Genomic DNA, 25,538 nt, shown 5'->3' with positions numbered 1-25,538 from the left:
ACCCACGATGTGCACACGCTGTGGCGCATGTGACCAATGGGCCCGGTGTTTGCTGCGCCTCTTCGCCTCTTCGCTCCGCCACCCTCCACTCCTTGCACCGCCAGATGGGATCAGTATGTCCATAGCGAGTCGTGTCACTGTGCGTCGCCTGCTGGGGACGGGCGCCGCCTCCCTCGCCCTCGCCGCGGCCTCCGTCGGCGCCGCCTCCGGCGCCTGGGCCACCAGCGGCCACGACGGCGGTGACGGCTGGAAGTCCGGCGGCCACTACCGGCCCGGCTCGGGCGCCGGTACGGTCACCGAGACCGAGGGCTGCCAGTTCTCGCTGGACGGCGCGGCCTTCTTCCCCTCCGTCAAGGTCGACGACCAGAACCTGAAGCCCACCGACGACGGCAAGATCCACATCAAGGTCCGCACCGCCGGAGACGCCGGCAGCTGCACCGCCTCGCTCGCCTCGTACATCGCCCACGGCCCGACCTTCGCCACCTCCGGGCAGCAGGTCTTCGTCGACTTCGACACGGTGACCGTGAAGAAGGGCCAGACCGACTCGCTCGACATCGCGGTGCCGGACGAGGGCTGCTTCGCGCAGATCGACCTCTACCGGGGTGCGGTCAAGTTCGACGGCAACCCCGCCGCCGGTGACGGCCTCGTCCACGGCGACCTGCCCAAGGGCCCCGACCACACGGTCATCAAGGACAAGCTGATCGCGGCCTGGAACGGCGGCACGAAGGACTGCACGACCACCGAGTCGCAGCCCCCGTCGCCGTCCGCCCCCGCGTCGGTTCCGCCGTCGGTCCCGGAGTCCACCCCGCCCGCCTCCGAGTCCTCGACCCCGACGCCGAGCGCCTCCGAGTCGACCCCGGAGTCCTCCACCCCGACCCCGGCCGACTCCGAGTCGACCACTCCCGCGGCGGCACCCTCGCCCAACGGCGGTGGCGGCGACCTCGCGGAGACCGGCGGCGGCAGCAACAGCGGCGTACTGGTCGGCGGGGCCGCGGTGCTGCTGGCGGGCGGCGCGGCGATCGTGGTGGCCACGCGGCGCAGGCGGGCCTCGCAGTCGTAATCCCAGGTCGAGCGAGTAGCGCGTAGCAGGTAAGGCGCAGGACGCCGGGCCGGGACAGGATCCCGGCCCGGCGTCCCGCTTCCCTCTACCGCCCTACCGCCCTACCCCTCGACCGTCTCCAGCCACAGCTTCACGTACCGCTCCACATCCACGTCCAACCCCACGTCCACCAGGGCCTGTTCGCGGGCTCCGTCATGGATCTCGGACTCGCCGTGCCGCGGGCGCCGGTCGACGATCGTCTGGCCGCGCCCCGGCCCGGGGGCGAGGGAGACCTCGACCGGCAGGAGGCGGGTGGTGAGGCCGCCCGGGTCGGCGACCGCGCAGACCGCGCCCGCGTCGCCGAGGCCGCCGGTGGGGGTGGGATCGCCGGAGGCGGCCGGGTCGCGGTGGGCCAGCAGGTCGCCGGCCAGCTTCAGCCGGGGCTCCGCACTGTCCCGCAACCGCCGCACGTCGGCGGCGGGAACCTGGACCCGTTCGAACACATCCAGCCCGTACATCGTGATCGGCACCCCGGCGGTGAGCAGTATCGCGGCCGCCTCCGGGTCGTGCCACACGTTGAACTCCGCGACCGGCGTCGCGTTCCCGACCGCCACCGCGCCGCCCATGAACACGATCCGCTCGATGTTGCGGGTGACCTCCGGGAACGTACGCAGCAGCAGCGCGATGTTCGTCAGCGGCGCGGTCGGGATGAGCGTGACCGCGCTCGGCGAGGCGAGGATCTCGCGCCGCAGCAGGGTCACCGCGTCCACGTCGACGGGCGTACGGGTGGAGTCGGGCAGCCCCATGTCGCCCATGCCGTCCTGCCCGTGGACGTGCGCGGCGGAACGGGCGGGCTCGATCAGCGGCCGGGCCGCACCGCGCGCGACCGGGATGTCACCGGCACCGGCGTGGTCCAGGACGATCAGCGTGTTCCGTACGACCTGGTCCACGTCCGTGTTCCCCGCGACACAGGTGACCGCGCGCAGGTCGAGGCCCGGGTGCCGGACGGCGAACAGCAGCGCCAGCGCGTCGTCGACCCCCGTGTCGCAGTCGATGATCACGGGGATGGGCTGACCGGTCACGGCCGGCTCCTCTCGGAAAAGATCAGAAACGATCAGAAACGATTCGGCGGATCAAGGCCGACCTTACGCATCCGCCCACAGCTCGGCACCGCGCGCCCGGACCCGGGCGCCGATGTGGTGCAGGAGTTCGGCGGGCGCCAGCGGCTCGACCCGACGGCCGTCCCGCAGTCGTACGGCGACCAGGCCGGCGGCGGCCTCCCGTTCGCCGATCACCGCCTGGTACGGGACGAGTCGCGCCGCCCGGACGCGGGCACCGAGGCTGCCCTCGGCAACCACCTCGACGCGCAGCCCCTGGGCGAGGGCCCGCTCCGCGAGGTCGTACGCCTGCGCCGCCTGGGCCTCCGACACCGGCAGCACCGCCAGCTGCACCGGCGCCAGCCACGCCGGGAACGCGCCCCCGTGCTCCTCCACCAGCTGCGCCACCGCCCGTTCCACACTCCCGATGACGCTGCGGTGCACCATCACCGGCCGGTGTTTCGCGCCGTCGGCGCCGATGTAGTGCAGGTCGAAGCGTTCGGGCTGGTGGAAGTCGATCTGGACGGTGGAGAGGGTGGCCTCGCGACCGGCTCCGTCCACGATCTGGACGTCGATCTTCGGGCCGTAGAAGGCGGCCTCACCCTCGGCGGACTCGTAGTCGACCCCGGAGGTGTCGAGAACCTCCTTCAGCATCGCGGTGGCCCGCCGCCAGAGGGCAGGATCCGCAACGTACTTCCCGCCCCCTTCCCCTTGCCCCGGCAGCGAAAGCCGATAGCGGGAGGCGCGGATGCCGAGGTCGGCGTAGGCGCGGGCGATGAGGTTCAGGGCGGTGCGGGCCTCCTCGACGGCCTGGTCCAGGGTGCAGAAGATATGGGCGTCGTTGAGCTGGATGGCACGGACGCGGGTCAGTCCGCCGAGGACGCCGGAGAGTTCGGAGCGGTACATGCCGCCCAACTCGGCGATACGGAGGGGGAGTTCGCGGTAACTGTGGGAGCGGGAACGGTAGATCAGAGCGTGGTGGGGACAGAGGCTGGGCCGCAGCACGACTTCCTCCGCGCCCAGTTCCATCGGCGGGAACATGTCCTCGCTGTAGTGCGACCAGTGCCCGGAGATCTCGTACAGCTCCCGCTTGCCGAGCACGGGCGAGTACACGTGCCGGTACCCGGCGGCACACTCCAACTCCCGTACATACTCCTCCAGTTCGTGCCGCACGGTCGCGCCGTCGGGGAGCCAGTACGGCAGGCCGGCGCCCATCAGGGGGTCGGTGTCGAAGAGGTCGAGTTCGCGGCCGAGACGGCGGTGGTCGTGGTCGTACATGGTGAACTCCTCGCGGAACAAAGGGCCGAGAGACGAGCACCACACGACGAAGCCCCGGGGCACTCGCCCCGGGGCTTCGACTTGGGTCAGCAGTCAGCGCGCCGGGACACTCTCCGGCGTCGTCGTCCAGGAGGACGGGAACGGCACGAACGGCTTGGCGCGCTTCATGCGGCGGACGGTAGCAGTCCTACGACTGCCCCCGCGACGGGATTTACGCGCGACGGGATGCGTCGCGACGGTCGGTGTCAGTCGGGGAGCCGGTCGATCAGCCAGGCGCCGAGTTCTTCGGTGACGGCCGTGTGCGCGGTGGTCTCGGACGAGCAGAGGAATTCGTCCAACTCGGTTTCGTCCGGCGCGAGTTCGCCGATGTTCACGTACAGGTCGTCCTGGGTCTCGATGTCGCGGATCGCGACCGCGCTGACCGAGGGCACGAAGCACACCTCCTCGTGCCGCAGGTCCGTCGTGCCGCCGAGTTTCTTCATCGCGTCGGCGAGGATCCTGTAGGTGTGCAGGGTGCCGCCGGGCGCGCCGTCCAGTTCCGGGAAGCCGCTGGTCGTGACGGTCTGCTCGGCCTTCGGGAAGCGCCGGTTGAGGTAGGCGGCCGTCACCTCGTCGCCCTGGGCCTGGGTGTAGAAGGTGGTGCCCGGATAGATCCGGTCGATCCGCAGCGCGACCTCTCCGGGCGCCACGTCCGGCAGGCCCACCCCGTCTGCGCGGCCGTTGGCCACACCGATCAGCTTCGGGATCCGCGGCCAGTTGCCGACCCGTTCCAGGGCGGCCAGGAACTCCGTGCGCTCCGGGGCGACCCCGATCTTGCCGGTGTCCTTGTCGTAGTGCCGCCACAGCATCTGGCGCGCGGCCGGGCTGTTCATCTGCTTCGCGAAGTCGTTCGGGAACGGGATGAAGTACGAGAACGCCTGCACGCCGACCGGGATGGAGGCGCCGCGGTGCGGGCTGTCGTAGGAGAAGTACAGCGCGGTCCGGTGGTCCATCCGCTGCCGCTCCAGCTTGGCGAGCGCGTAGCGGGTGACGATGCCGCCCATGCTGAATCCGCCGACGACCAGGCGGGTGTTGCCCACCTGCTCGGCGCTGGTGCGCAGGATGGCCGCCGTGGCCGCCTCCGCGTTCTCCAGGATCGACGCGCTGCGTTCCTCGAAGCCGAGCAGGATCACGTCCCGGCCGCGCCGGCGCAGTTCGCTGATGAACGGGTAGTCGCCGCCCTCCAGCCCCTGATAGAGCCAATCGAGCCTGCTACGGCCGAGGTTGAAGCCGTCGGCCATGATGACGGGCCGACGGAGACCGTCGTGGTTGCCCTCGCCGGGGAAGACCCAGGCGAAGCCGTGCGGCAGGGCCCATTCCTGGTGCTCCGGTACCTCGATCGGTTCGGCGGGCTCGGCGGAGAGCGGATCGCCGAGGGTGAACATGCCGGCGTTGGGCTCTTCGGTCGTCGCGGACATGGTCGTACTCCTTCGCTGAGGGGACGGGGAGACGACGTCAGCATGGGGGACGATCCGGGCGTACAACCCTGCTGAGCTGGGGTGTTCACCACTTCGGATGGAGTGTGCACGGAAATTGTTTGATGCGGATGGCATGTGCCGCTGGCCTGATCTCTTCGCTCACCCGTTCCACGGGCAAGGGGGAGGGGGAGGGGGTGCCGGGGCAGGTAGGTCGTCGTCTGCGGCGCCGCCTCGGCTGGTCGCGGCCACCGGGCCCGCACCCGAAGCACTGCCCCTCACCCGGACGGCCCGGCGCGCTGGTGAGCAGGCGCAGGCGGTGGTGCCGTTGGGGGACGCACCCCGTGCACGGCACCCGTCCCAGGAGGGACCCTCGATGACCCATACCCCGGCCCGTGTCCTCCTCGCCGCGACACTCGCCGCGGGCACCCCGCTGACCGCCGTCGGCTGCGCGAACGAGGCCATCCTGCACAAGGTGACGACCGCGCCCTCCCCCTCGGCCGTGCGGACGCCCCCCGCCGCCCACGCGTCCCCGGCCGCCGCCCCCGTCCTCACCCCCGCCCAGGCACAGGCCGCGCTGATCACGGAGGCCGACCTGGGCGCCCCCTGGACCCCGACCCAGGGCACGGCGACATGGCGGGACACGCTACTGAAGGCGAAGACGGCCACCCCCGACTGCCAACGCCTCCTGGACGCCCTCTACGCCGACGAACTCCTCGGCACCCCCGCCACCACCCAGGCGGTGACCACCGTGGACGACCCCGACGACGAGGCCCAACTCCGGTATCAGGTGGCCGCGTTCGCCCCCTCGGACGTGGACCGCTCCCTGGCCTGGCTGAAGACACTCCCGCAGAAGTGCGCGAACTTCACGGCGACGACAGCCCGCTCCGGCACCCAGACCGTGACCGTCACGGAGGCCACCCTCCCCACCGCCGGCGACGCCCGCCAGGGCCTCCACCTCACCCTCACCGGCACCACCCCCGAGGGCGACCGGTCCACGCTCACCGTCGACACCGCCGCCGTCCGCGTCGGCGCCGACACCATCACCGTCACGAACGGCGGGCTGGGGAACGTGCCGGTGGACGCGATGCAGCAGGCACTGGAGGTCGGGGCACAACGACTCACGGATGTGCAGAAGCAGGGGCGGGTGCAGATCTAGGGCCTTTCAGCCCCCCGGTGCGACGCGGATACGGTTCCCGTCCGGATCGGCCGCGAGGAAGGTCGGCCCGAACCCCACGTCCTGTGGCGCGCGCAGGATCGTGACCCCCTTGGCCTGCCACTGCTTGAAGATCGCGTCGAGCTCGTCGGGTCCACCGTCGATGGCCACGCACACCTCACTGGTGCGCGGGACGTCCGGTGACAGATCCTCGAACTGGCCGGACCACAGCCCGAGGTCAGCGCCCGGCCCGAGGTCGAAGGTGATGTATCCCGAAGTCTCGAACGAGGGACTCATGCCGAGGAGGTCGCCGTAGAAACGAGCTGCGGCGGGAGCGTCGTTCACGTAGACGATGGACACGACGGATGTGGTGGTCATGGTTGTTCCTTCTCGCAGGCTCGCAGGTAGTACGTGGTAGGTGGTAGGTACGCAGCCACCAGCCTGGCCGGGATATGCGCCGCATCCTGTCGCAATTCCTGAAAAAATCGGTGGGTGACCCCGGACCGCTTCTTCTCCCTGATGGTGCTCCTCGCATCGAGGGATGCCGCGACCACACAGGAACTCGCCTCGGCGCTCGGGGTGTCCCTTCGCACCATCACCCGGGACCTGAACTGGCTCCGCGACGCCGGTCTGCCGGTGACCGCGCAGCGGGGCCGCCTCGGAGGCGTCACCATGCTGCCCGGGTCCGGGCCCGACCTCACGCGGCTCACACCGGGCGAGCGTGATCAGCTGTCGCTCACCGGGCTGGACGAGAAGCAACGTGCCGAGCTCGACGCATCGGTCGAGACCCGGCGCGCGCTCTCCAAGCTCGCCGCCGCACAGCCACGTCGGGTTCACGAGGAGATCCTGCCGCTCACCGACGTCGTGCACGTGGACAGCCGCCCCTGGCGTCGGGCACGGGCTTCCGGCCCGACTCCGGCTTCGCTGATCGGCGCGGTGCGGCGCGGTCGCCGGCTACGGATCGAGTACGACAGCCCGCGCGAGTCAGGCCCACGCGACCTGGTCGTGGATCCCTACGGACTGTTCGCCAAGGCCGGCATCTGGTACCTCGTCGCCGACCGTGCCCGCGTGCCACGGATGTACCGACTCGAACGGATCACGACGTGGCAAGAAGTCGACCGGCCACGACGGATCCGCGAGAGCCAGACCCTGGCCACCGTCGCCGCAGCGCTCGTCGATCAGTGGGAGCACGACCACGCGATAGAGGTCAGCGCCACCATCGACCGGACCCAGATCGAGCGAGCACAACGGATCTTCGGCCTACGACTCGTCCCGGACGGCCATGACCACGGCCATGACCAGGACCATGACCATGAAGAATCCGCCACCGGCCGCAAGGTGACGATCCGCTTCCCGCATCTGGAGGACGTGCGAGCACTCCTGCCGTTCGGGAGCGCCATCACCGTGCACGGCCCCACCGAGGCCAGGGCTCACCTCCGCGACCTCGCCACCGACCTGGCCCAGCACTATGCGCCGTCGCCAACGCCCTGACCCGCAACACCTACGCGTCGACGGGTCGACGGGCCCGTGCCGACCGCCCCTCCAGATGCACCACCACACTCGCGTGGAAACGGTCCACGGACTCGTCGACGCTGCGGATGAAGCCCGATTCAGCCGTCCCCCGGGTGTTGCCCATGCCCCTGAAGAGGGAGAGCCGGAAGCCGGTGATCTGGGCTCCGTTCTTGGGGAGGATGTCGGCCGGTTCGGGGCGCAGGCGTTCCAGCGTGCCGCGCGGCCCGCCCGTCTGTTCCTCCAGGAGGGTCTCGACGTGCAGGTCGGCCGGTGCCTCGGCGAGCCGGCGGACCAGCCGCTTGGCCCAGGTGAGGGGGTAGCCCTGGTCGGGCGCGGCGATCTCGATGGACGTGCGCAGCTTGCCGGTGCGCAGGTCCGCGCAGAGGGCGAGGACACCGGGCGTGCCCTCGATACGGAGTTCGGCGTCGAGGCGCCCGTCGACACAGAGCCGGTCGGCCAACGCGGCCCGTCGCGATGCCGGATCGGTACCGCGCTTGGCGCGCTGTACCGGCAGCACCTTCTCCCCCAGCTCACCACCGAGCCGTAGACACACCTGCCGGACCAGCCGTTCCCAGCTCTCTACGACCTCCACCGCGCGCGGGTCGCCCTGGCACAGGGTCTCCGCGTCGATCGCGTTGCGCACCGGGACCCAGGAGCGGCCCATGTTCTGGAAGCCGTGGCAGCCGGAGTTCTCGTGCTGGAGGTAGTGGAGGAGTTCCTGGAGCAGCCAGGCGTGCGCCGCGTTGCCGACGCCCTCGTGGCGGATCAACAGCTGTGCCTGGTGGGCGACTTCGGCCCAGGACAGATGCCAGAGCGCCACCTTGTGCTTGCGCCGCCCGTCGAGCTTGACCTCCACCAGCGGGCTGCCCTCCAGCTCCACGTCGTTGGAGAGGGTGATGACGGCCTCGTATCCGCGCCGGGCCGCTATGTCGGCGTAGGCCTGCACCTGGTCCGGCTTGAGCGGGTTGCCGTTCGTCTTGGTCTCGACGAGCGCGGTCCACAGCTTGCCCGCGCGCTCGACCCGGATCACCCCGTCGGGCCGCCTAGGCGACTCGCCGTTGGGCAGCGTGACCTCGGTGAACGTCTCCATCCGCCCGACCGGCGCACCGAACGCGGCCGTCAACCGCCGCCCGAACTCCGGCACTTGGGCCATCACCGACAGCAGCACGGAGGTCGCCCGGGTCTCCCGCTCGTGGTCGCTCTTGAGCGCGGACGCCGGGAAGAGCCGGGCACCCCGCCAGGAGTCGTTCTCCGCGAGGGACTTCTTGGCCACCTTCGGCAGGGTGACCTTCTTCTTCGCCGTACGAGGACGGGCGGGACGCGGCGCGGCCTCAACCCCGGCCCCGGGTACCGACTCGACCGCCGGGCTCGACGGCTGCGCGGGAATCACGGAGACGGCTTCGGACGTACGGACCGGGGATTCCGACTCCGGCCCGGCGTCGGCATCGGAAGCGCCCTCTACTTCGTCTACGTCTTCGTCCACGTCCGTGCCCGCGTCGTCGTCGATGTCGACGCCGAAGTCCGTTGCCACGCCCGCCAGTCCGGACTCGTAGCCCTGTCCGATCGCCCGGAACTTCCAGTCGCCGCCCCGCCGGTAGAACTCGCCGAAGAGCAGCGCGCTGACCTCGCCGGGATCGTCGATCGCGAAGCGCAGCAGGCTTTCGCCGGAGCCGTCGGCCAACGTCAGCCGCAGGTCCTGGAGTTCGGAGAAACGGGCGCTCTCATAGCGGCTCGCCGCCACCACGATCTGGTCAACTCCCGCCGGAATAGCGGTCAGATCGAACGTGATCCGGTCCTCGCTGCCGTCCGCCGTCGGTGCCTTGCCGAGCAGTTGGACGCTTCCGTCGGCGGCGACGGGGTTGTTGTAGAAGTAGAAGTCCCCGTCGCTGCGCACTTTTCCGTCCGCGGTGAGCAGCAGGACGGAGACGTCCGCGTCGCCCTCTCCCGTCGGACTGCCCCAGCTCAGGCTCATCATCACCGAGCCGACGTCCTCGCTCAGCGACGCCAGACCGACGTTCCCACCCTTGACCATCTCGTGCATGAGGCCCCCCAGATGCACGGCCGCACAGCAGTCCCGGCGGCCCTGTTTCGTAGCGATGTGTGACGCGCTCCACACCCAGCGCATCAGAGGCACCATAACGCCCTTACTGCGCGGGAATCACCGGAAGCATCAGAACAAGTCACCGCTTGTCGTACGGATCCGCCGGTTCCTTGACCTGCTCGACCTGAGCCGCCTTGAGTACCGGCGGCCACGCCCCGTCCGTACCGAGCCTGCCCTTGGGGACCCACGTGCCGGTGACCGTGACCCAACTGTCCGTCTGGGGAGCGCCGTCGGCTTCGTCGCCCCGGATCTCGACCTTGCTGATCGTCGCGTCGGCCGCGCAGCAGGTGACCAGGAGGCGGGTGACGTACCAGGTGCCGTCGGAGCCGTGGGTCACGAAGCCGGTCATGCGGAGGGTGCGGCCCTTGAGGGAGTGGCCGGTGTCGTAGATCGCCCGCGAGCTGTACTGGGCCACCGAGATGTCCAGCACCTTCCCGGCGGGGAGGGCGGAGAAGGTGCCCACGCCTTGCGCCGCCCGCTGCGCCTCCTCGCGCGACGCGCTGTACGAGCCGAGTGCCGGGGGCGGGAAGAGGAGCAGGGCGAGGGCGGGAAGGGTCAACAGCCAGGCGATGCGGGGGCCGCCGTGGGAGTGGGAGTGCCCATGGTCGTGCTCCGCTTCCTCCCCCTCTTCCTCTTCCCCGTGCTCCCCGTGCTCCTCGTGGTCGTCGTGCTCCTCGTGGTCCCGCTGCCGCATGCCCCTGACCGCCGCCACCAGGCCCAGCAGGATCAACAGCGAACCCGATATCACCAGATACGGCCGCAACGCCGCCTGCACGTACCGCAGATACAGCTCGCTGAAGAGCGAGATCCGCAGCACCGCCCCGCCCACCAACAACAGCAGGACCGCCGAGCCGTAGCGCCTCACAACAACCACCAACCCACCAGCGTGCTGCTGACCACCGCCACCAGCCATGTCGCCGAAGAGAAGCGGAACGCGAAGGCGCGGCCGAACGTGCCCGCCTGCAAGGCGATCAGCTTCAGGTCGACCATCGGGCCCACCACCATGAACGCCAGCTTCGCCGCCGGCGAGAAGCCGCTCAGCGAAGCCGCGACGAACGCGTCCGCCTCGCTGCACACGCACAGCACCACCGCCAGGAAGGCCAGCAGCAGGAGCGACAGCCAGGACGAACCCGTGAAGATGTCCAGGATCGAGCGCGGTACGGCGATGTTGAAGGTCGCCGCCGCTGCCGCGCCCAGCACCAGGAAGCCGCCCGCGTGCAGGAAGTCGTGCTGCAACCCGGCGACGAAGGCCTTCACGCCCGTGGGCGAGGACGCGGCGGTGTGTGTGCGCTTCGGGAGGCGTAGCCACTCCTCGCGGCCGAATCTCGCCCAGAGCCAGCCCATCACCACGGCCGTCGCGAGGGACGCGATCAGGCGGCCCAGCACCATCTTCGGCTGACCCGGGAACGCGATCGAAGTCGCCACCAGGACAACCGGGTTGATCGCCGGGGCCGACAGGAGGAAGGCGAGGGCCGCCGCCGGAGCGACCCCCCGCCGCATCAGGCTGCTGGCCACCGGTACCGACGCGCATTCACAGCCGGGGAGGACCACTCCCGCCGCGCCCGCGATGGGGACCGCGAGGGCCTGGTTGCGAGGGAGGAGCTTGGTGAACACCCGCTCGGGGACGAACGCGCCGATCGCCGCCGACACCACCGTGCCCAACAGCAGGAACGGCACGCCCTGCACCGCCACCGCCGTGAAGACGGTCCACCAGGCGGCCACGGCCGGGGTGTAGAGGTCGAGCGCGAGCATCGGGCCGAGGACGGAGACGACCGTGGCGATGGCCAGGAGCGCCGCGCCGCCAACGACCGCGTAGACCATGGCGCGTACGGCCAGGCGCAGGCCGTCGACCACGGTCCGTTCGTTCTGCACGCGCACGCGCCTGTCTCATCCCGTTTCGCACTACTACGCCTCGGCTCTTCCGTCGCACGGTAACCGTCGGCGCTGTGCGGTATCCCCGATTTGTCAAAGAGGAGGCTGTGCGGGGGCCGGGCCCAGGGTCGTCGTGCCGGGGGCGGTGCGGTGGCCGAGGCCGGTGCGGTAGGCGTCCAGGGCCGCTTCCACCCGGCCGGTGCGGCGGAGCAGGTCGCCGAGCATGCGGCACAGGTCGGCCAGGTCGCCGGCCGCGCCCGCGCGTTCCAGCAGGCTGAGGGCGCGGACGTAGTGCTCCTCGGCCGCGTCGGTGTCGCGGGCGTCCTCGGCGATGATGCCGAGGAGGCGGTGCGCGGCGGCGGAGTGCAGGGCGCCGCGTTCGGAGCTGAGGTCGCTGAGGACGTCGTGGAGGAGGGCGGCGGCCTCGTCGGACTTGCCGCGTTTGTGCAGTACGTCGGCGAGTTCGACGGCGACCTGGCTGCTGTAGAGGGCCGCGCGCTTCGCCGTCAGCATGGCCAGCGCCTGTCTCAACTCGACCTCGGCGCGCTCCAGTTCGCCGTCCTGGGCGTAGACGTAGCCGCGCATCCAGTGGCAGTTGGCGAGTTCGGTGCGGAACTGGAGCTGCCGGTACAGATCGGCGGCCTTCACGAGCGAGGCGTCCGCCTCCGCGACCTTGCCCTCGGCGATCAGCGTACGCGCCACCGAGCGGTGCATCCGCGCGAGCAGCGCCGGGTCCGCGACCTGCGGCGCGAGGGCCAGCGCCAACTCGGCTGCCTGGGCCGCCCTCGCGTGCGCGCCCATGTCCATGTACGGCCCTATCGCGCTCGCGTAGAGGAGGAGCAGGGCGTCGGGGTCGTGCAGGCCGCCGCGGTTCAGTTCGTCGAGGGTGGACTCCAACAGGTAGACGGCATAACGGAGTTCACCGGTGAGGTAGTGGGCGACCGCACGGCCCCGGATGGCGGGCACGCGGGAGGGGAGCGGCTCGTCGGCCAGGCGTTGCTCGGCGCGCTCGAAGTGCAGGCGGGCGGCGGTGAGGTCACCGGTGTCGAGGCCGCACTCGCCGAGCCCGAGCAGTGCCACGGCCTCCTCGTCGGCCAGCCCGAGCGACTCCGCTTCCGCAAGGAGATCGGCGTACTGCTCGGCGGCCTCCTCCGACTCCCCTGTGGCCAGGGTGCGTTGGGCCTCGGTCAGGCGCAGCCGCAGTTCGGTGGCGAGATGGGCGGGGCGGCCGGTCGCCAACTCGTCGTAGGCGACGCCGAGTCGGTCGGCGAGGTGCCGCAGCGCGTCGTCGGAGGGGCGGACCCGGCCGGCCTCCAGCGTGGAGATGTACGCGGGTGTGTAGGCGGGCTCGGCCAACTGCCGCTGGGTTAGCCCGCGTTCGTGCCGCAACTGCTGGACCCTGCGCCCGATGACTTCCGGGTCGTCCCGTCTCACCATGCGATTAATCATGCCAGTAAGCCGAGTTACGGACTGGCCGGTAACTCAGTTACACGGGAAGTGAGTTGATGAAGGTCCGCGATCAGGTCGTACGACTCCTCCACCGGGAGGGCGTCGGCCTGCAGGCGGGCGTATTTGACCGAACGCTCCCTGATGACCTCGGGGTCGGCGGTCATGTGCGCCCGGTCGTAGCTCTCGGAGTAGTAGATGTCGGGGTCGGCGTCGAAGCGTAAGAGGTTGAAGGAGCCGACCATCCCGGTGTGGACGCCCGCGGTGAACGGCAGCACCTGGATGTTCACCCAGGGGTGGTCCCGGTAGGTCAGCAGCCGGGCGAGCTGGCCGCGCATGACCTCACGGCCGCCGACCTCGCGGAGCAGCACGGCCTCGTCGAGGATCACCCACACCGCGGGCGGCCGGGTCCGCTCCAGGATGCGCTGGCGCTCCATGCGCGCCGCGACCAGTTCCTCGACCTTGTCCGGGTGGTCGACGGCCACCAGCGCCGCCGCGTACTCCGGGGTCTGGAGCAGGCCGTAGACCACCTGGCACTGGTATGTGGAGATGAAGGCGGCCTTCGCCTCCATCTCGGCGTAGGGCTGGAACCAGTTCGGCAGCTGGCTGCGCAGCACCAGGCCGAGCAGGCGGCTGAAGAAGCCGTCCGTCATGAACGCCGCGTCGAGGGCCTCGGCGAAGACCCGGCTCGGGACCTTCGAGGCCGTCTCGACCTGTCCGATCAGCGAGCCCGTGCAATAGATCACCTTGCCGAGCTGCTCCAGCGTCATCCCCGCCGCCTCGCGCAGGCGGCGCGCCTCGAAGCCGAAGTAGTCCAACGGGGACGCGCTCGGGTCGAGTTGGCGAACGTGGACCATGCGACAGCCACCTCCGAGTAGTTACGGCCTGTCGCCGAGCGTAATCACTCCGTGGTATTCCGGTGACTGGAATCACGTAACCCACCCGCACCCGCCTGCCGTACGGTGAAGAAATGTCCCCTTTGGCCAAGATCAGCAGCGCGTACGGGCCCCGCTTCGCGGAGTTCGCCTTCGAGCCTGCCTTCACGGCCGCGGTGGACCAGCACGTGGCTGAACTGCGCGAACGCCTGTCGGCGGCCGGCCCCGACCTCGTACCGCCGCCCCCGGACCACGCCGACCTCACGGACTACGCGCTCGGCTTCCTGGACGCGCTCGCAGAGCTGGACTGGCGGGAGCCGGTCGGGCACGACTACGCGGTGTGCAGACTGACCGCCATCAGCTGGCTGATCCACCGGCACGGCCTGCTGCCGGAGCAGCGCCGGGGTGACTGAAAAAGGGTTTCCGATGGCTCAACTCCCCTTGAAACCCTTCCCGTTGCCCACTCCCACCCTCTAAGTTAGGCACGCATTAAGCGTGCTTAACTCGTTGCTGTCACCGTTGCTCTCACTGTCGCTGTCACTGTCGTTGCGAGGTTGGTATGTCCGCGCGTTACGTCAGAGGATTCTGCGCCGCCGTCATCGCTGTCGCCGCCCTGATCGGAGCGGCCGCCGCGAGCCCGGCCAAAGCGGCCGAGACCCGTCCGGCCCACCAGGCCACGCGGGTGCTGCATCTCCACGTGGCCCGGTAGAGCTACCCGCTCCGGTCACATGCCCGACGACCCCGGCATGTCCCGTCGTCCGTCGGTCCCCATGTCCGTGCCCATGTCCGTCCGCTCGCGCACCGGCTGGTTGGCCATCGCGTCGTCGCGGCCCGCCTGGTAGGCCGTGAGGCTGCCCTTGGCGTTGGTGGTCTCGCGTTCCGCCGCCGTCAGCATGCGTTCCATGCGCTGGCGCATCGGGCCGATCATGCCGCCGCCGACGCCGACGATCAGGATGCCGGCCGCGGTCGCGAGGGCCGCGTAGAGCACCGGCTGGGTGACCGAGGTCGCGATGCCCGCCTGGCCGAGGGCCGCGATCACACCGAGCGCCACGATGCAGGCCCAGACGAGGGTCGCGAGCATCCTGCCGTACGCCATCGAGGAGAGGGCGCTGCCGACGATCCCGCGGACCGCGTTGGCGATGGCCATCGCGACGACGACCAGGACGACCGCGACGATGCCGCGCGGGAGCCAGGCGACGATGCCGTTGATCATCGTGCTGACCGGGTTGGCGCCGAAGACGCCGAGCGCGAGCTGCAAGGTGATCAGCATCAGCGCGTAGTACACGATCTTGCAGACGATGCCGGTCATGTCGTACTTGGAGTCCCGCAACATCCGTGCCGTACCGGCCCGTTCGGAGAGTTTCTCCGAGCCGACCTTGCGCAGCACCCGGTCCAGGACGCGGGCGATCATCTTCGACACGAACCAGCCGATGGCCAGGACGACCAGGAAACCGACGAGTTTGGGCACGAACTGCGCGACCTTCGACCAGGCGTCGTTCAGTCCCTGGGTGAAGTTGATGGCCAGGTTGGATGCAGGGACAGCCATGAGCGGCACTTCCTTCGGTGGGTCCTAGTGGGTCTACCGGCCCCCTTTGTTGTTCATCAGTGGATCAGCGGCGTGGCGGAGCGGCCGCGTGGACTGGGCCGTACGGGTGAGAAGCATCCTGAGGAGAGGCATCCGGCTCGGCAGACGCGGCGGTACGGCGCGTCCGGCGCGTCCGGCACGTACGTCCGCTGGAGCGGGACATGGGCGCTGCCCGCGTACACCGTGCTGCCGCCCGGGCTGAAGGCCAGCGAGGTGATCGCCTTGCCCGGGGTCGTCAACGGGGCGCTGCTGAGCGGCTGTTGGGTGGCCACGGCCCAGAGCTGCAGGCTGTCGCCCGCACCGCCGACCGCGAGGGTGGAGCCGTCGGCGCCGAAGGCGAGCGCGCCGATCTGGCCGCCCTGCACCAGGTCGTGCCCGGTGGACCGGCCCGAGGGCAGCGCGGCCACCCGCCCCTCGCCGACCAGCAGCCCCCGTCCGGGCGGACGGCGAGGTGGCTGCCGGTGACGCCGTTGACGCCGGTGAGGACCGCGGTCCGGTGCCCGCGCGCGAAGTCCCAGGTCTCGTCGGCGAGTTCGCCGAGGGCGGTGGTGCGGACGGCGTGGAGGGCGTGTCCGCCGTCCGGCCCGAGCGTGACCGCGACGACCGCTCAGCCGGGCAGGTCGAGCGCAGCCAGGGCCCGCCGGTGCGTCACGTCCCACACCCCGAACGGCTGCGCCACCACGCTGCGGCCCGGCGCCGAGACGCCGTACGGGAACCGGGTGCCGGCCGGGCCGAACGCCATCAGGGGCAGGGTGTCGGCGGGGACGGTCGGTCGGGCGAGGTCGGCGGTGAAGTGGATGTCACCGGGGTCGTGCGGGGTGGAGCCGGCGGTCCAGCGCCGGGTGGCCGTGTTCCACAGCCGCAGCGCGCCGTCGTCCTCGGTGACTTCGAGGACGTGCGCGGAGGGGTCGGCGTCGGTGACCGTGCCACCGGGTGCCCGGGTGCCCGGGTGCCCGTGCCACCGGGCACCCGGCCCGAGCCGATGGCGCGGTGGGTGGTCACGTCCCAGGTACGCCAGGTACGGCCGGACGCGCCGAGCAGCGTGCGGCCGCCGTCGGCGAGCACCCGCCGGGGGTTGCCCCGAGATGAAGGATGGGTGACGCCGAACGGCTCCCCCGCCCCATTCGGGATCGATCGCCCTGGTCAGAAGGGTGTACCGAGCAGTACTCCGGTCTCACGTCCCGGTCGTGGCATCTCCCACACCGGACGACTGGAACCCGATCGTGAGCGGTCCCGTCCCCGCACCACGCCCCCGGCCGCCCGGGCTCCTTCACACCCGCCCCGCATACGCTGCCCCCGTGACCTCATCCCCCGCCGCGCGCACCGCACTTGACCTCACCGCCGACCTCCCGGTCCCCGACCTGGAGGACTTCTACCGGGACCTGCACCGCCACCCCGAGCTGTCCGGTGGCGAACACCGCACCGCCGCGAAGCTCGCCGAGCGCCTCGCCAAGGCGGGCTACGACACCGTCGAGGGCATCGGCGGCACCGGCGTCGCCGGAGTGCTGCGCAACGGCGACGGCCCGACCGTGCTGCTGCGCGCCGACATGGACGCGCTGCCGGTGCGGGAGGAGACCGGGCTGTCGTACTCCTCCTCGGTCCCCGGTGTGATGCACGCCTGCGGGCACGACCTGCACGTGACCTGGCTGACCGGTGCCGCGCAGGCGCTGGCCGCCGGGCGGGACACCTGGTCGGGGACGCTGGTGCTGGTGGGCCAGCCCGCGGAGGAGACGGGTTCGGGCGCGGCGGCGATGGTGGCCGACGGCCTGTACGAGCGCGTCCCGCGCCCGGACGTGCTGCTCGCCCAGCACGCGGCGCCGGGTCCCGCCGGGTTCTACCCGCACGTGCCCGGCCTGATCATGTCGGCCTCGACGGACATCGACATCGTCGTCCACGGCCTCGGCGGCCACGGTTCCCGCCCCGAGGCGACGGTCGACCCGGTCGTCACCGCCGCGTACCTGGTCACCCGCCTTCAGACGGTCGTCTCCCGGGAGATCGCCGCCCGTGACTCCGCGGTCCTGACCGTGGGCCGTATCGAGGCGGGCACCCGGCACAACATCATCCCGACCGAGGCCCGGATCTCCCTCAACCTGCGCACCCAGTCCGACGACGTGCGGGAGCGGATGATCGCCGCGATCCGCCGTATCGCGTCCGGCGAGTGCCTCGCCGCGGGCTGCCCGCGCGAGCCCGAGGTGACCATCGGCACCAGCCTGCCCACGATGGTCAACGACGCGGACACCGACCGCCGGATCGGCGCCGTGCACACCGAGGTCCTCGGCGCGGGCACGGTCTTCGACCCCGGCCCGGCGACGGGCAGCGAGGACTTCCCCCGCCTCGTCCCGGACGGGGTGCCGTACTCCTACTGGTTCGTGACGAGCACCCCGGCGGAGGTGTGGGACGCGGCGCCCGGCACGGACCTGATGGAGAAGTTCCACGCGGTCCCCAGCAACCACAGCCCCAACTTCGCACCCGACCTGGTGACGGTCGTACCGGGGGTACGGACCCTGGTGTCGGGCGCGTTGGAGATCCTGACGGTGAACTAGCCGGAGTGGTGAACCAGCCAGAGTCCAGAGTCCGCCGGGGTGGCTCCGCGTCAGGCGATGACCGCGTAGCCGTCGACCTCTATGAGCCATTCCGGCAGGCCGAGCGCCTCGACGCCGAGGTACGTGCTGGCCGGGAGCGGCCACTCGCCGTCGAAGGCCTTGCTGCCGGCCGTGAAGACCGTGTCGATCATCTCGGGGCGGTGGCCCACGACATGGATCGTCATCTTGATCAGGTCCGCCGGGGTGGCGCCGGCCGCTTCGAGGGCGGCCCTGAGGTTGCGGAAGACCTGTTCGGCCTGGGCCGCGAAGTCGCCGGGGCCGACGAGCTGCCCCTCGGTGTCGATGGCGACCTGCCCGGCGATGGCCACGAACCGGGTGCCGGTCGCGGCGACGACCTGCGTGTAGAGGTTCATCACGGGCGGGGCGAGCGTCGGGGGGTTGATCATTTCCGCGGACATGTGTACTCCCAAGGGCGTTGAGGAGAGGGCGAGTTGAGCCGGTGCGGTCGGGACCGTCGGTGGTCGCGACCGCTGGTGGTCGGGACCATTAGCAGTCGGCGCCGGTGAGCGCGGCCCGGTCGAGGGCCCCGCGGGTGACGGCCGCGAGCTTTCCGGGGTCGTCCTCCTCGGTCGCCCAGGCCACATGCCCGTCGGGGCGGATGAGCGCGGCGCTGACGTGCGCCCATGGGGCGTGGTCCCCGGTGAGCGTGCCGGTGCGGGTGACGAAGGGACCGGCCAAGGAGCCGACCAAGGTGCCGTCCTCGGCGGTGGCCAGGGACGTTCCCCGGTCGTCGCGGTCGTCGCGGAGGCCGCGCAGGTCGAGCAGGACGTAGCGACCGGTCCGCAGCAGGGCGAACACGGTGTCGCCGCCGTCGGTGAAGGTGAGGTTCGGCGCCCGTCGGCCGGTGAGCGGGTGGGCGTCGGCGGTGGGGGCGTCGTAGGCGACGTGCAGCCCGGACAGGCGCTCGCCCAGGGTCCGACTCAGCTCCGGCTGCTCGGCGACGAGTTTGCTGAGCAGTGAACGCAGTCGCTGGCCGTCGGGGGTGAACGCGGAGAGCAGGGCCGTCTGGGCGGCGGTGTGTTCCAGCAGGTCGGCGCCGACCGGGTGGCGCTCGTCGTGGTACGTGTCGAGCAGGCCGGCCGGCGCCCGGCCCTGGATGGTGGCCGCGAGTTTCCAGCCGAGGTTGGTGGCGTCCTGGACGCCGACGTTGAGCCCCACCCCGCCCGCGGGCATGTGCTGGTGGGCGGCGTCACCGGCGAGCACCACCCGGCCCTTGACGTAACTCTCCGCCTGGCGGCTGGTGTTGCTGTAGCGGGACAGCCAGGTAGGCGAGTGCAGACCGAAGTCGGTACCGGTGACCTGCCGGACGTTCGCCCGCAGTTCCTCCAGGGTGAGGTCGCCGGGCCAGTCGGTGCGGACGTCGGAGGGCACGGTGCCCACGATGCGGTGCAGGCCGCCCGGCAGCGCGACGATCATCAGGAGGCCGTCGATGCCGGTCCTGCTGAACGCCACACCGGGCGGGGGCTCGTCCAGGACGACGTCACCGAGGAAGCCCAGCACGGTGAAGTCATCGCCCGGGTACGGGATTTGGGCGCTCGTGCGGACCGTGCTGCGGGTGCCGTCGCAGCCGGCGACGTAGAGCGCTTCCTCGTCGTACGGGCCGTCGGGGCCCTCGATGTGCACGGTGACCGAGTCGGGGGTCTCGGTCAGACCGGTGACGCGGTGGCCGCGGCGGATGTCCGCGCCGGCCGCCCGGGCCTGGATCTCGAACAGTTCCTCGGTACGGCTCTGGAGCAGCGCCAGGGTGAACGGGAAGTCGGTCTCCAGCAGGCCGAAGTCGAGCCGGCTGTCGAGGACCGCGAAGTGCCCGCTGGGGATGTGCAGGCCCTCTTCGAGGAAGGGCTGCTCCAGGCCGCGGGAGGCGAGCAGCTCGATGGTGCGGGGGTGGACGGTGAGCGCCTTGGAGTTCGGATCGCGCTCCGGGCGCGGCTCCAGGACGGTGACCGTGATGCCGGCGAGCCGCAGCTCCGCGGCCAGCCAGAGCCCGACGGGCCCTGCTCCCGCGATGACGACCTGCTGATTCATCGTCATCGTGACGCTCCGATCCCGTGGGCGAACGCGGAAGTCCAGGCCGCTACGGCCCGGCGGCTGGCGCGGATGCCCGGGGCCAGGACGTCGAACATGTGCGGTACGCCGGGTACGAGGTGGAGTTCGACGGAGTTGCCGGCCGCGCTCAGCCGGGCGGCGAACTCCAGCGCCTCGTCCCGTGCCGGATCGACCCCGTCGACCAGGATGTAGCTGGCCGGCAGATCCCTCAGGTCCTTCGCCCGGCCCGGCACGGCGTAACCGGCCTCCGGATCGCTCCCCTGGAGGTAGAACTCCCAACCGGCCGCCGCCCCTTGCCGGTTGAAGAGTTTCGGATCGGTGACGGCCCGGGCCGATTCGGTCTCCAGACGGTCGTCGAGAACCGGATATCCGAGGTGGAGGTACCTGATGCGCGGCCCCTGCCGATCACGGGCGGCAAGCGCCACAGCCGCCACCAGGGCGGCACCGGCGGAGTGCCCGCCCAATGCCAGCCTCGCTACGTCGACTCCCAGGGCGTCCGCTTCGTCGACGACCCAGCGCAGCGCGGCGTAGCAGTCGTCGAACGCGGCGGGGTAGGGATGCTCCGGGGCGAGCCGGTAGTCCGGGGCGACGATGGCGATACCCAGCTCCGCGACCAGCCGCCGACAGGTGGCGTCCTCCGCGTTGGGCCCGCCGAGGACGAACCCGCCCCCGTGGATCCAGACCGCGACGGGCAGCGGGGCGTCGCTCCTGGAAACGGGGGTGTAGACCCGCAGGCCCAGCGTGTGCCCCTCCGCGCCCTCCGCGCCCTCCACGCCCTCCACGACGACCTCACGGTCCTCGACGTTCACCTCGCCGTCCGACTTGCCATCACCGCTGGCCGCGAGCAGCGCCACGCGGGCCCCCGGCACATCGGCGAAAACGTCCATCTCCGGCAGGGACTCATAAACAGGAAGAAACTCAGGATCCAGGAACACAGCCCACTCCTCACCTCTCGGGCACTGAACGGTATCGCCCACTTGTCCAGTGGACAAGAGCGTTCGCCGATATTGTTGGCCACCGGACAAGAGCAGTCACGGAGGATGGAGGAAGGCACCATGGGCATCAGCCGTGCGGAGGTCGTCGATGCGGCAGTCGACGTGCTCGACGAGCAGGGCCTGGACAAGGTGACCATGCGGGCCGTCGCGGACCGGCTGGGCGTGCAGCACAACACCGTCCGATGGCACGTGGAGAACAAGCAGCGACTGCTCGTCCTCATGTCGGACGCCATCCTCGCGGGACTGGACGTCACCGACCTCCCCACGCAGTGGGACGACCGCTTCCGCGCCCTCGCCCACTGGAGCCGGCGAGCCCTCCTGGCCCACCGCGACGGAGCACGCCTGCTCTCAGGAATCGCGACCACGGAGATCAACACGTACCGCCTGGGCGACACGATGATCCAGACCCTGCTGGACGCGGGTTTCCCACCCCGGACAGCGGCCTGGGCGAACTGGACCGTGTTCTACCTGATCCTGGGCATCACCCAGGAACAGCAGGCCCAGTCCGCCGACGCCCCCGACCCCGTACTGGCCTTCGACGACGACGCGTTCCCGGCCCTGCGCAAGGCCTCCGCCTACGTCATCGCCGGCACCTTCGACGAACGCTTCGAGTTCGCACTGGACATGCAAATGACGGCCCTGCGGGTGGAGTTGGCCCGAACGGACACCGAGTGAGCGCTGCCAGGCGGTAGATGGGCCCAGCCCTACGACTGAAGTTCGAGCAGCTGCTTCCGCACATGATCCAGCGCACCCGCCCGCGCGAGTCCCCGGTGAGCGTTGGCCAGGCGGTAGATGGGCCCAGCCCTACGACTGAAGTTCGAGCAGCTGCTTCCGTACATGATCCAGCGCACCCGCACGGCGACCTGGCACCCGGCTCCTCAACTCGGCGAGTGTGAGGCCGAGTTCACGGGCGGGAGCGGGGTCGTGGATCTGCCCCCACTGATGATGAGCCCGGTCCACAGCCGCCTCGACGGCCGCCGTACCCGGCGCCTGCCCCACCGCCAGCCGCGCGACCGCCACCGCGAGCCAGGCCCGGCAACTGCGCACCGGATCCCCGGCCAACATCGCCAGATCGGCCCGCACTTCGATCCAGTGCAGCGCTTCTTCGGAACCCCGCCCGTGCGCCCGTACGGCGGCCTGCTCGTGCTCGGCGGCAAGGGCATCGGCATCGAGATGACGCCCGGCTTGCGCGGCGGAGGCGACGGCGATGTGCGGGTCGTTGTCGGGGTTTGGCGGGGCGCTGTCGGGGTTTGGCGGGGCGCTGTCGGGGTTTGGCGCGGCATTGTCGTGGCTTGTGGGGGCGTTGTGGGGTTTTGACGGGGCGCCATATTGGCTTGTCGGGGCGTTGTCGGCGCTCGGCGGGGCGCCATATTGGCTTCGCCGCGCACCTACCTGGGTTGGTGGCGCACCTTCCTGGCTTGGCGCTGCGTCCTCCTGGCCTGGCGCCGCGCTGTTCCGGCTTCGCCCTGCACCCTCCGGGGCTTGCGGCACGCCGTCTTGGCTTCGCCGTGCATCCTCCGGGCCCCGCGGCGCACTGCCCTGGCTCCGCAGCTCACTGACCTCGCCCTGAGCGGCACTTTTCCCACTCAGGCCCGCACCCTCCTGCCCTCGCGGCACGCTCTTTCCACTCACGCCGGCAAAATCCAGCCCGTCCGGCGTTTGAGGACGAGGCCCCTTCAGGGCCGATGGGGGTCTGGGGGCGGAGCCCCCAGGGACGCCCGCACCAACACCCGGCGCGGCAAAAGCCGGTACGGCAACACCCGACGCACCAACGCCCGACGCACCCACACCCGGTACGGCAACACCCAGCGCACCAACACCCGGCACACCGACACCCTGTACGGCAACAACTGGCGCGGCACCCCCCGGCGCGGACAACAGCACATCCGCGTACCCCTCCGCCCCCAGCCGCCCCAACGCCTGCTGATGCAACTCCTCAACCGGCGGACGCCACCCGCTGCGCAGAATCGTCGCGACCGCCTTCATGTACGACGGCACAGCCACCCCCCGCCGAGCAGGCGGCGGTGCGATGCGACCGTAAACCGCGTTCGTGCGGCCCGAGTCGAGTGGATGGACGCGCAGCCACTGCCAGGTCTCCGCGTCGGCATGGAGGTCGAGCAGCAACGTCGTCGTCCCCGGTGCCCGCAACCGCAACTCCTCCCGGACCCAGGCCCACGGAAACCCGGTGTACCGGACGGTCGCCGGAGTCGTACGCGCCAGCGCCAGGTGCGGAAGGTGCTGTTTCCGGTCGAGTTGGAGTTGCCCGGTGATGAACACGGTCAACGGACCCGGCGCTGTCGCGGCGGCCCGCAGCCGGGTCAGGACAGCCTGCGGCTCCAACGGGTCGGCGAGTTCGACAACGTTGGCGGTCTCCGTGCCGGACAGCACACCGGGGGCGACGGCCGCGAGGACGGGCAGCACGGACGCCGCGTCCACCAGGCGCCCCCTGCCCACCGGCGAGGCCGCGAGCAGCAGCACCGTTCCAGGCATACGCCCTCCCCCGAACCGTCGAACACAGCGAACACAACAACCACGTCATTCACTTCATACCTGAGCACCGTAACCTCTGCTCAACCTCTGCTGCTGCAAAGGGTGATGTCACATCCGCCGTACCGCGAAGATCGTGGTGTCGTCGGCGAGATGTCCGCCGCTGTGGCGCAGCGTGCCGTCGCGGACGTAGGCGACGAGGCGGGACGGTTCGGCGAGCCGCGGATCGGCCGAAACGCCTTCCGTCACGCGGGACTTGAGCGGGTAGAAGACGCCCGCCCCGTCCCGCGCCTCCGTCACGCCGTCCGTGACGACGAGGAGGGTCTCACCGGGCGCGAGCGTGATCCGGAGTGTCGGCGGCGGCCCGTCCATGTGGGCCAACTCGCCCAGCCCGAGCGGAAGTCCGTGCCCGGGCGGCAGCGACCGTACGCCGAACGGACCGACCACCAACGGGGGTTCGTGACCGAAGTTGACGACCTCGACGGTGTCCGGTTCGGCGGTGGGGAAGCTCAACAGGACGGCGGTCGCGAACCGGTCGATACGGTCGTCGTCCTCGGGGTCGAGGGCCGCGAGATGCAGCCCGTGCCGGTGGATCCGGGTCTCCAGCCGCGCGGCGACCGTCGCGAGCTCCCGCTCGTGGTACCCCGCCTCACGGAACGTACCGAGCAGCGCGGCCGCCGCCTCCACCGCGCCGAGCCCCTTGCCCTGGACGTCACCGACGAGGGCGCGGGTGCCGTGCGGGCCGGGCTGGATGTCGTAGAAGTCGCCGCCGACACGGGCCACGGCGTCCGCGGCAAGGTAGACGGCCGCGTGGTCGAGGCCGCCCCAGCCCGGCGGCAGCGGGCGCAGCAGCGTGCGCCGGGTGGTCTCGGCGACATCCCGCATGTGCAGCATGCGACGCTCGCCGCGCACCCGGACCGCGCAGGCCAGCACGGCGAGCGCGCCGCCGACCCCGACGAGGATGAAGTCGGGCAGCCCGGTCTGGTACTGGCGCGGCCAGGCGTGGTCGGCGAGGACGTAGGTCGCCAGTCCCAGCACCGCGAACACGGCTGTGCCGCGCACCCCGCAGATCGCCGCGGCGATCCCGGGCACGAGCACGATCCACGAGACGGTCCGGAACTCACCGCCGGTGTACCAGTCGACGAGCAGGATGCTGACGAGCACCAGCAGCGGCGGCACCCAGGCGACGCTGCGCCCGCGCACCCGCAGGAGGTGCTGACGGCGGATCGCGTCGGAGTCCCCGGCGCGCGGCAGCCCGGCGCCGAGCGGGGAGCGCCCGAGGTCGCCATGGCGCACCGGTCTGTGTCCGCGGCCGCTCACAGCCGTCAGTCTGCGCCGGACATCAGTACGCGACCGACATCCGGGCGCGCGGGTGGGCGTCCTGCTCCAGTTCGTCGACGAACGCGACCGCGTAGTCCTCGGCGCTGATGAGGCTGCGGCCCTGGTCATCGGTCATGAACTGGTCCCCGCCCACGCGGAAGCGGCCGGTACGGGTGCCCGGGGCGATCTCGGCGGCGGGGGAGACGTAGGTCCAGTCGAGGAGGTCGAGGGTGCGGTAGTAGGCGAGGACGTCGCGGTGCGCGTGGGCTTCCGGGAGGTAGGCCTCGGGGAAACCGGGCTGGTCGCTGAGGGCCTGCCCTGGGGCGACCTCCAGACCGCCGGCGCCGCCCACGACCAGCAGCCGCCCGACACCGGCCGCACGGACACCCGCCACGAGCGCCTCGTTCAGGGCGAGGAACGGTCCGCGCGGATCGCTGCCGTCGCGCGGCGGTACGCACGCCGAGGCCACCGCGTCGGCGCCGCGCGCCAGCTGGGCCACCTTCTCCGGGTCCGTCGCGTCGGCCGCCGTGGCGGTGACCCCGGGGACCGGCGACTGGCCGGAGCGGCTGACCGCCAGGACCTGGTGGCCGCGGGCCGACGCCTCCGTCGCGATCCGGCTGCCGACCATGCCGGTGGCGCCGAAGAGTACGAGCTTCATGCGCCCCAGCGAAA

General features: G+C 71.0%; 25 protein-coding genes. 7 read left to right on the top strand and 18 right to left on the bottom strand.

Annotated features, from left to right (window positions below; translation table 11 throughout):
- The first annotated feature begins 115 nt into the window (after positions 1-115).
- Positions 116-1,060, top strand: coding sequence for an LAETG motif-containing sortase-dependent surface protein (locus SPR02S_RS02225; protein WP_026150134.1), 945 nt, complete (start codon positions 116-118; stop codon positions 1,058-1,060).
- A 101-nt stretch (positions 1,061-1,161) separates the two neighbouring features.
- On the opposite strand, the gene SPR02S_RS02220 is transcribed toward SPR02S_RS02225, so the two are convergent.
- From SPR02S_RS02220 to SPR02S_RS02210, 3 genes are all read right to left on the bottom strand, one after another.
- Positions 1,162-2,121 carry a nucleoside hydrolase gene (locus tag SPR02S_RS02220; RefSeq protein ID WP_019055298.1) on the bottom strand — a complete coding sequence of 320 codons (960 nt, stop codon included), beginning with the start codon at positions 2,119-2,121 and terminating at the stop codon, positions 1,162-1,164.
- Positions 2,122-2,184: 63 nt separating this feature from the next.
- Positions 2,185-3,414, bottom strand: a complete 1,230-nt coding sequence (thrS, locus tag SPR02S_RS02215; RefSeq protein WP_019055297.1) for a threonine--tRNA ligase — start codon at positions 3,412-3,414, stop codon at positions 2,185-2,187.
- A 245-nt stretch (positions 3,415-3,659) separates the two neighbouring features.
- Positions 3,660-4,871, bottom strand: a complete 1,212-nt coding sequence (locus SPR02S_RS02210) for an esterase/lipase family protein (protein ID WP_019055296.1) — start codon at positions 4,869-4,871, stop codon at positions 3,660-3,662.
- Positions 4,872-5,244: 373 nt separating this feature from the next.
- Here SPR02S_RS02210 and SPR02S_RS02205 point away from each other — a divergent pair, with 373 nt between their 5' ends.
- Positions 5,245-6,027: a hypothetical protein gene (locus tag SPR02S_RS02205; protein WP_019055295.1), complete on the top strand. Its 783-nt coding sequence runs from the start codon at positions 5,245-5,247 to the stop codon at positions 6,025-6,027.
- 6 nt (positions 6,028-6,033) lie between these two features.
- On the opposite strand, the gene SPR02S_RS02200 is transcribed toward SPR02S_RS02205, so the two are convergent.
- Positions 6,034-6,402, bottom strand: a complete 369-nt coding sequence (locus SPR02S_RS02200; protein WP_019055294.1) for a VOC family protein — start codon at positions 6,400-6,402, stop codon at positions 6,034-6,036.
- Positions 6,403-6,516: 114 nt separating this feature from the next.
- On the opposite strand from SPR02S_RS02200, the gene SPR02S_RS02195 reads away from it, so the two are divergent.
- The gene (locus SPR02S_RS02195) at positions 6,517-7,515 is read left to right on the top strand and encodes a helix-turn-helix transcriptional regulator (RefSeq protein WP_019055293.1); all 999 of its coding nucleotides are present in this window, start codon (positions 6,517-6,519) and stop codon (positions 7,513-7,515) included.
- Between the two features lie 10 nt (positions 7,516-7,525).
- Here SPR02S_RS02195 and SPR02S_RS02190 read toward each other — a convergent pair whose 3' ends face one another.
- The 5 genes from SPR02S_RS02190 to SPR02S_RS02170 all read right to left on the bottom strand — a co-directional run bounded on the left by SPR02S_RS02190 (position 7,526) and on the right by SPR02S_RS02170 (position 13,812).
- Positions 7,526-9,568, bottom strand: coding sequence for a TerD family protein (locus tag SPR02S_RS02190; RefSeq protein WP_043258017.1), 2,043 nt, complete (start codon positions 9,566-9,568; stop codon positions 7,526-7,528).
- Positions 9,569-9,716: 148 nt separating this feature from the next.
- Positions 9,717-10,502, bottom strand: a complete 786-nt coding sequence (locus tag SPR02S_RS02185) for a TIGR03943 family putative permease subunit (RefSeq protein ID WP_019055291.1) — start codon at positions 10,500-10,502, stop codon at positions 9,717-9,719.
- Positions 10,499-11,458, bottom strand: a complete 960-nt coding sequence (locus SPR02S_RS02180) for a permease (RefSeq protein ID WP_245607479.1) — start codon at positions 11,456-11,458, stop codon at positions 10,499-10,501. Before SPR02S_RS02180 ends, SPR02S_RS02185 begins: the two co-directional genes overlap by 4 nt.
- Positions 11,459-11,602: 144 nt before the next feature.
- On the bottom strand, positions 11,603-12,946 hold the full coding sequence (locus tag SPR02S_RS02175; protein WP_019055289.1) for a helix-turn-helix domain-containing protein: 1,344 nt from the start codon (positions 12,944-12,946) through the stop codon (positions 11,603-11,605).
- Between the two features lie 26 nt (positions 12,947-12,972).
- Entirely contained in the window at positions 12,973-13,812 is an 840-nt protein-coding gene (locus SPR02S_RS02170; protein ID WP_019055288.1) for a helix-turn-helix domain-containing protein, read from the bottom strand.
- A 113-nt stretch (positions 13,813-13,925) separates the two neighbouring features.
- Between SPR02S_RS02170 and SPR02S_RS02165 the strand changes: the two genes are divergently transcribed.
- Positions 13,926-14,243 carry a DUF6401 family natural product biosynthesis protein gene (locus SPR02S_RS02165; RefSeq protein ID WP_019055287.1) on the top strand — a complete coding sequence of 106 codons (318 nt, stop codon included), beginning with the start codon at positions 13,926-13,928 and terminating at the stop codon, positions 14,241-14,243.
- 146 nt (positions 14,244-14,389) lie between these two features.
- Positions 14,390-14,539, top strand: coding sequence for a hypothetical protein (locus SPR02S_RS63910; protein ID WP_019055286.1), 150 nt, complete (start codon positions 14,390-14,392; stop codon positions 14,537-14,539).
- 15 nt (positions 14,540-14,554) lie between these two features.
- On the opposite strand, the gene SPR02S_RS02155 is transcribed toward SPR02S_RS63910, so the two are convergent.
- From SPR02S_RS02155 to SPR02S_RS65630, 3 genes are all read right to left on the bottom strand, one after another.
- Positions 14,555-15,376, bottom strand: coding sequence for a mechanosensitive ion channel family protein (locus SPR02S_RS02155; protein WP_019055285.1), 822 nt, complete (start codon positions 15,374-15,376; stop codon positions 14,555-14,557).
- A 56-nt stretch (positions 15,377-15,432) separates the two neighbouring features.
- A complete protein-coding gene (locus tag SPR02S_RS02150) occupies positions 15,433-15,822 on the bottom strand; it encodes a WD40 repeat domain-containing protein (RefSeq protein WP_019055284.1) in 390 nt (129 codons plus the stop codon).
- A 200-nt stretch (positions 15,823-16,022) separates the two neighbouring features.
- On the bottom strand, positions 16,023-16,157 hold the full coding sequence (locus SPR02S_RS65630; protein ID WP_019055283.1) for a hypothetical protein: 135 nt from the start codon (positions 16,155-16,157) through the stop codon (positions 16,023-16,025).
- Between the two features lie 556 nt (positions 16,158-16,713).
- Here SPR02S_RS65630 and SPR02S_RS02140 point away from each other — a divergent pair.
- Entirely contained in the window at positions 16,714-17,958 is a 1,245-nt protein-coding gene (locus SPR02S_RS02140) for an amidohydrolase (RefSeq protein WP_019055282.1), read from the top strand.
- A gap of 50 nt (positions 17,959-18,008) precedes the next feature.
- Here SPR02S_RS02140 and SPR02S_RS02135 read toward each other — a convergent pair whose 3' ends face one another.
- From SPR02S_RS02135 to SPR02S_RS02125, 3 genes are all read right to left on the bottom strand, one after another.
- Positions 18,009-18,416, bottom strand: a complete 408-nt coding sequence (locus SPR02S_RS02135; protein WP_019055281.1) for a RidA family protein — start codon at positions 18,414-18,416, stop codon at positions 18,009-18,011.
- Positions 18,417-18,504: 88 nt separating this feature from the next.
- On the bottom strand, positions 18,505-20,049 hold the full coding sequence (locus SPR02S_RS02130; protein WP_019055280.1) for an FAD-dependent monooxygenase: 1,545 nt from the start codon (positions 20,047-20,049) through the stop codon (positions 18,505-18,507).
- A complete protein-coding gene (locus tag SPR02S_RS02125; protein ID WP_019055279.1) occupies positions 20,046-20,951 on the bottom strand; it encodes an alpha/beta hydrolase in 906 nt (301 codons plus the stop codon). The genes SPR02S_RS02130 and SPR02S_RS02125 overlap by 4 nt, the downstream gene beginning before the upstream one ends.
- A gap of 168 nt (positions 20,952-21,119) precedes the next feature.
- Between SPR02S_RS02125 and SPR02S_RS02120 the strand changes: the two genes are divergently transcribed.
- On the top strand, positions 21,120-21,734 hold the full coding sequence (locus SPR02S_RS02120; RefSeq protein WP_106436879.1) for a TetR/AcrR family transcriptional regulator C-terminal domain-containing protein: 615 nt from the start codon (positions 21,120-21,122) through the stop codon (positions 21,732-21,734).
- A 129-nt stretch (positions 21,735-21,863) separates the two neighbouring features.
- On the opposite strand, the gene SPR02S_RS66055 is transcribed toward SPR02S_RS02120, so the two are convergent.
- The 3 genes from SPR02S_RS66055 to SPR02S_RS02105 all read right to left on the bottom strand — a co-directional run bounded on the left by SPR02S_RS66055 (position 21,864) and on the right by SPR02S_RS02105 (position 25,524).
- Positions 21,864-23,549, bottom strand: coding sequence for a hypothetical protein (locus SPR02S_RS66055; protein WP_245607474.1), 1,686 nt, complete (start codon positions 23,547-23,549; stop codon positions 21,864-21,866).
- Positions 23,550-23,657: 108 nt separating this feature from the next.
- Complete coding sequence (locus tag SPR02S_RS02110; RefSeq protein ID WP_019055276.1) at positions 23,658-24,842, bottom strand: PP2C family protein-serine/threonine phosphatase; 1,185 nt, start codon at positions 24,840-24,842, stop codon at positions 23,658-23,660.
- Positions 24,843-24,888: 46 nt separating this feature from the next.
- A complete protein-coding gene (locus SPR02S_RS02105) occupies positions 24,889-25,524 on the bottom strand; it encodes an NAD(P)-dependent oxidoreductase (RefSeq protein WP_019055275.1) in 636 nt (211 codons plus the stop codon).
- Positions 25,525-25,538 lie beyond the last annotated feature (14 nt).

Origin of the sequence: Streptomyces prunicolor NBRC 13075 (assembly GCF_000367365.1) — a bacterium.
GTDB classification, from domain to species: Bacteria; Actinomycetota; Actinomycetes; order Streptomycetales; family Streptomycetaceae; genus Streptomyces; species Streptomyces prunicolor.
The sequence above is the reverse complement of the archived record's forward strand: the minus strand, read 5'-3'. Positions and strand labels throughout refer to the sequence as shown.

Excerpts from the sequence above, each read along its gene's own strand:
- SPR02S_RS02200 (WP_019055294.1), bottom strand. The coding sequence starts at position 6,402 with ATGACCACCACATCCGTCGTGTCCATCGTCTACGTGAACGACGCTCCC.
- SPR02S_RS02225 (WP_026150134.1), top strand. The coding sequence starts at position 116 with ATGTCCATAGCGAGTCGTGTCACTGTGCGTCGCCTGCTGGGGACGGGC.
- SPR02S_RS02180 (WP_245607479.1), bottom strand. The coding sequence starts at position 11,458 with ATGGTCTACGCGGTCGTTGGCGGCGCGGCGCTCCTGGCCATCGCCACG.
- SPR02S_RS65630 (WP_019055283.1), bottom strand. The coding sequence starts at position 16,157 with ATGGCGTTCGGCCCGGCCGGCACCCGGTTCCCGTACGGCGTCTCGGCG.
- SPR02S_RS63910 (WP_019055286.1), top strand. The coding sequence starts at position 14,390 with ATGTCCGCGCGTTACGTCAGAGGATTCTGCGCCGCCGTCATCGCTGTC.
- thrS (WP_019055297.1), bottom strand. The coding sequence starts at position 3,414 with ATGTACGACCACGACCACCGCCGTCTCGGCCGCGAACTCGACCTCTTC.
- SPR02S_RS02155 (WP_019055285.1), bottom strand. The coding sequence starts at position 15,376 with ATGGCTGTCCCTGCATCCAACCTGGCCATCAACTTCACCCAGGGACTG.
- SPR02S_RS02205 (WP_019055295.1), top strand. The coding sequence starts at position 5,245 with ATGACCCATACCCCGGCCCGTGTCCTCCTCGCCGCGACACTCGCCGCG.
- SPR02S_RS02125 (WP_019055279.1), bottom strand. The coding sequence starts at position 20,951 with ATGGACGTTTTCGCCGATGTGCCGGGGGCCCGCGTGGCGCTGCTCGCG.
- SPR02S_RS02120 (WP_106436879.1), top strand. The coding sequence starts at position 21,120 with ATGGGCATCAGCCGTGCGGAGGTCGTCGATGCGGCAGTCGACGTGCTC.
- SPR02S_RS02210 (WP_019055296.1), bottom strand. The coding sequence starts at position 4,871 with ATGTCCGCGACGACCGAAGAGCCCAACGCCGGCATGTTCACCCTCGGC.
- SPR02S_RS02135 (WP_019055281.1), bottom strand. The coding sequence starts at position 18,416 with ATGTCCGCGGAAATGATCAACCCCCCGACGCTCGCCCCGCCCGTGATG.
- SPR02S_RS66055 (WP_245607474.1), bottom strand. The coding sequence starts at position 23,549 with ATGCCTGGAACGGTGCTGCTGCTCGCGGCCTCGCCGGTGGGCAGGGGG.
- SPR02S_RS02175 (WP_019055289.1), bottom strand. The coding sequence starts at position 12,946 with ATGGTGAGACGGGACGACCCGGAAGTCATCGGGCGCAGGGTCCAGCAG.
- SPR02S_RS02190 (WP_043258017.1), bottom strand. The coding sequence starts at position 9,568 with ATGGTCAAGGGTGGGAACGTCGGTCTGGCGTCGCTGAGCGAGGACGTC.
- SPR02S_RS02170 (WP_019055288.1), bottom strand. The coding sequence starts at position 13,812 with ATGGTCCACGTTCGCCAACTCGACCCGAGCGCGTCCCCGTTGGACTAC.
- SPR02S_RS02105 (WP_019055275.1), bottom strand. The coding sequence starts at position 25,524 with ATGAAGCTCGTACTCTTCGGCGCCACCGGCATGGTCGGCAGCCGGATC.
- SPR02S_RS02165 (WP_019055287.1), top strand. The coding sequence starts at position 13,926 with ATGTCCCCTTTGGCCAAGATCAGCAGCGCGTACGGGCCCCGCTTCGCG.
- SPR02S_RS02130 (WP_019055280.1), bottom strand. The coding sequence starts at position 20,049 with ATGACGATGAATCAGCAGGTCGTCATCGCGGGAGCAGGGCCCGTCGGG.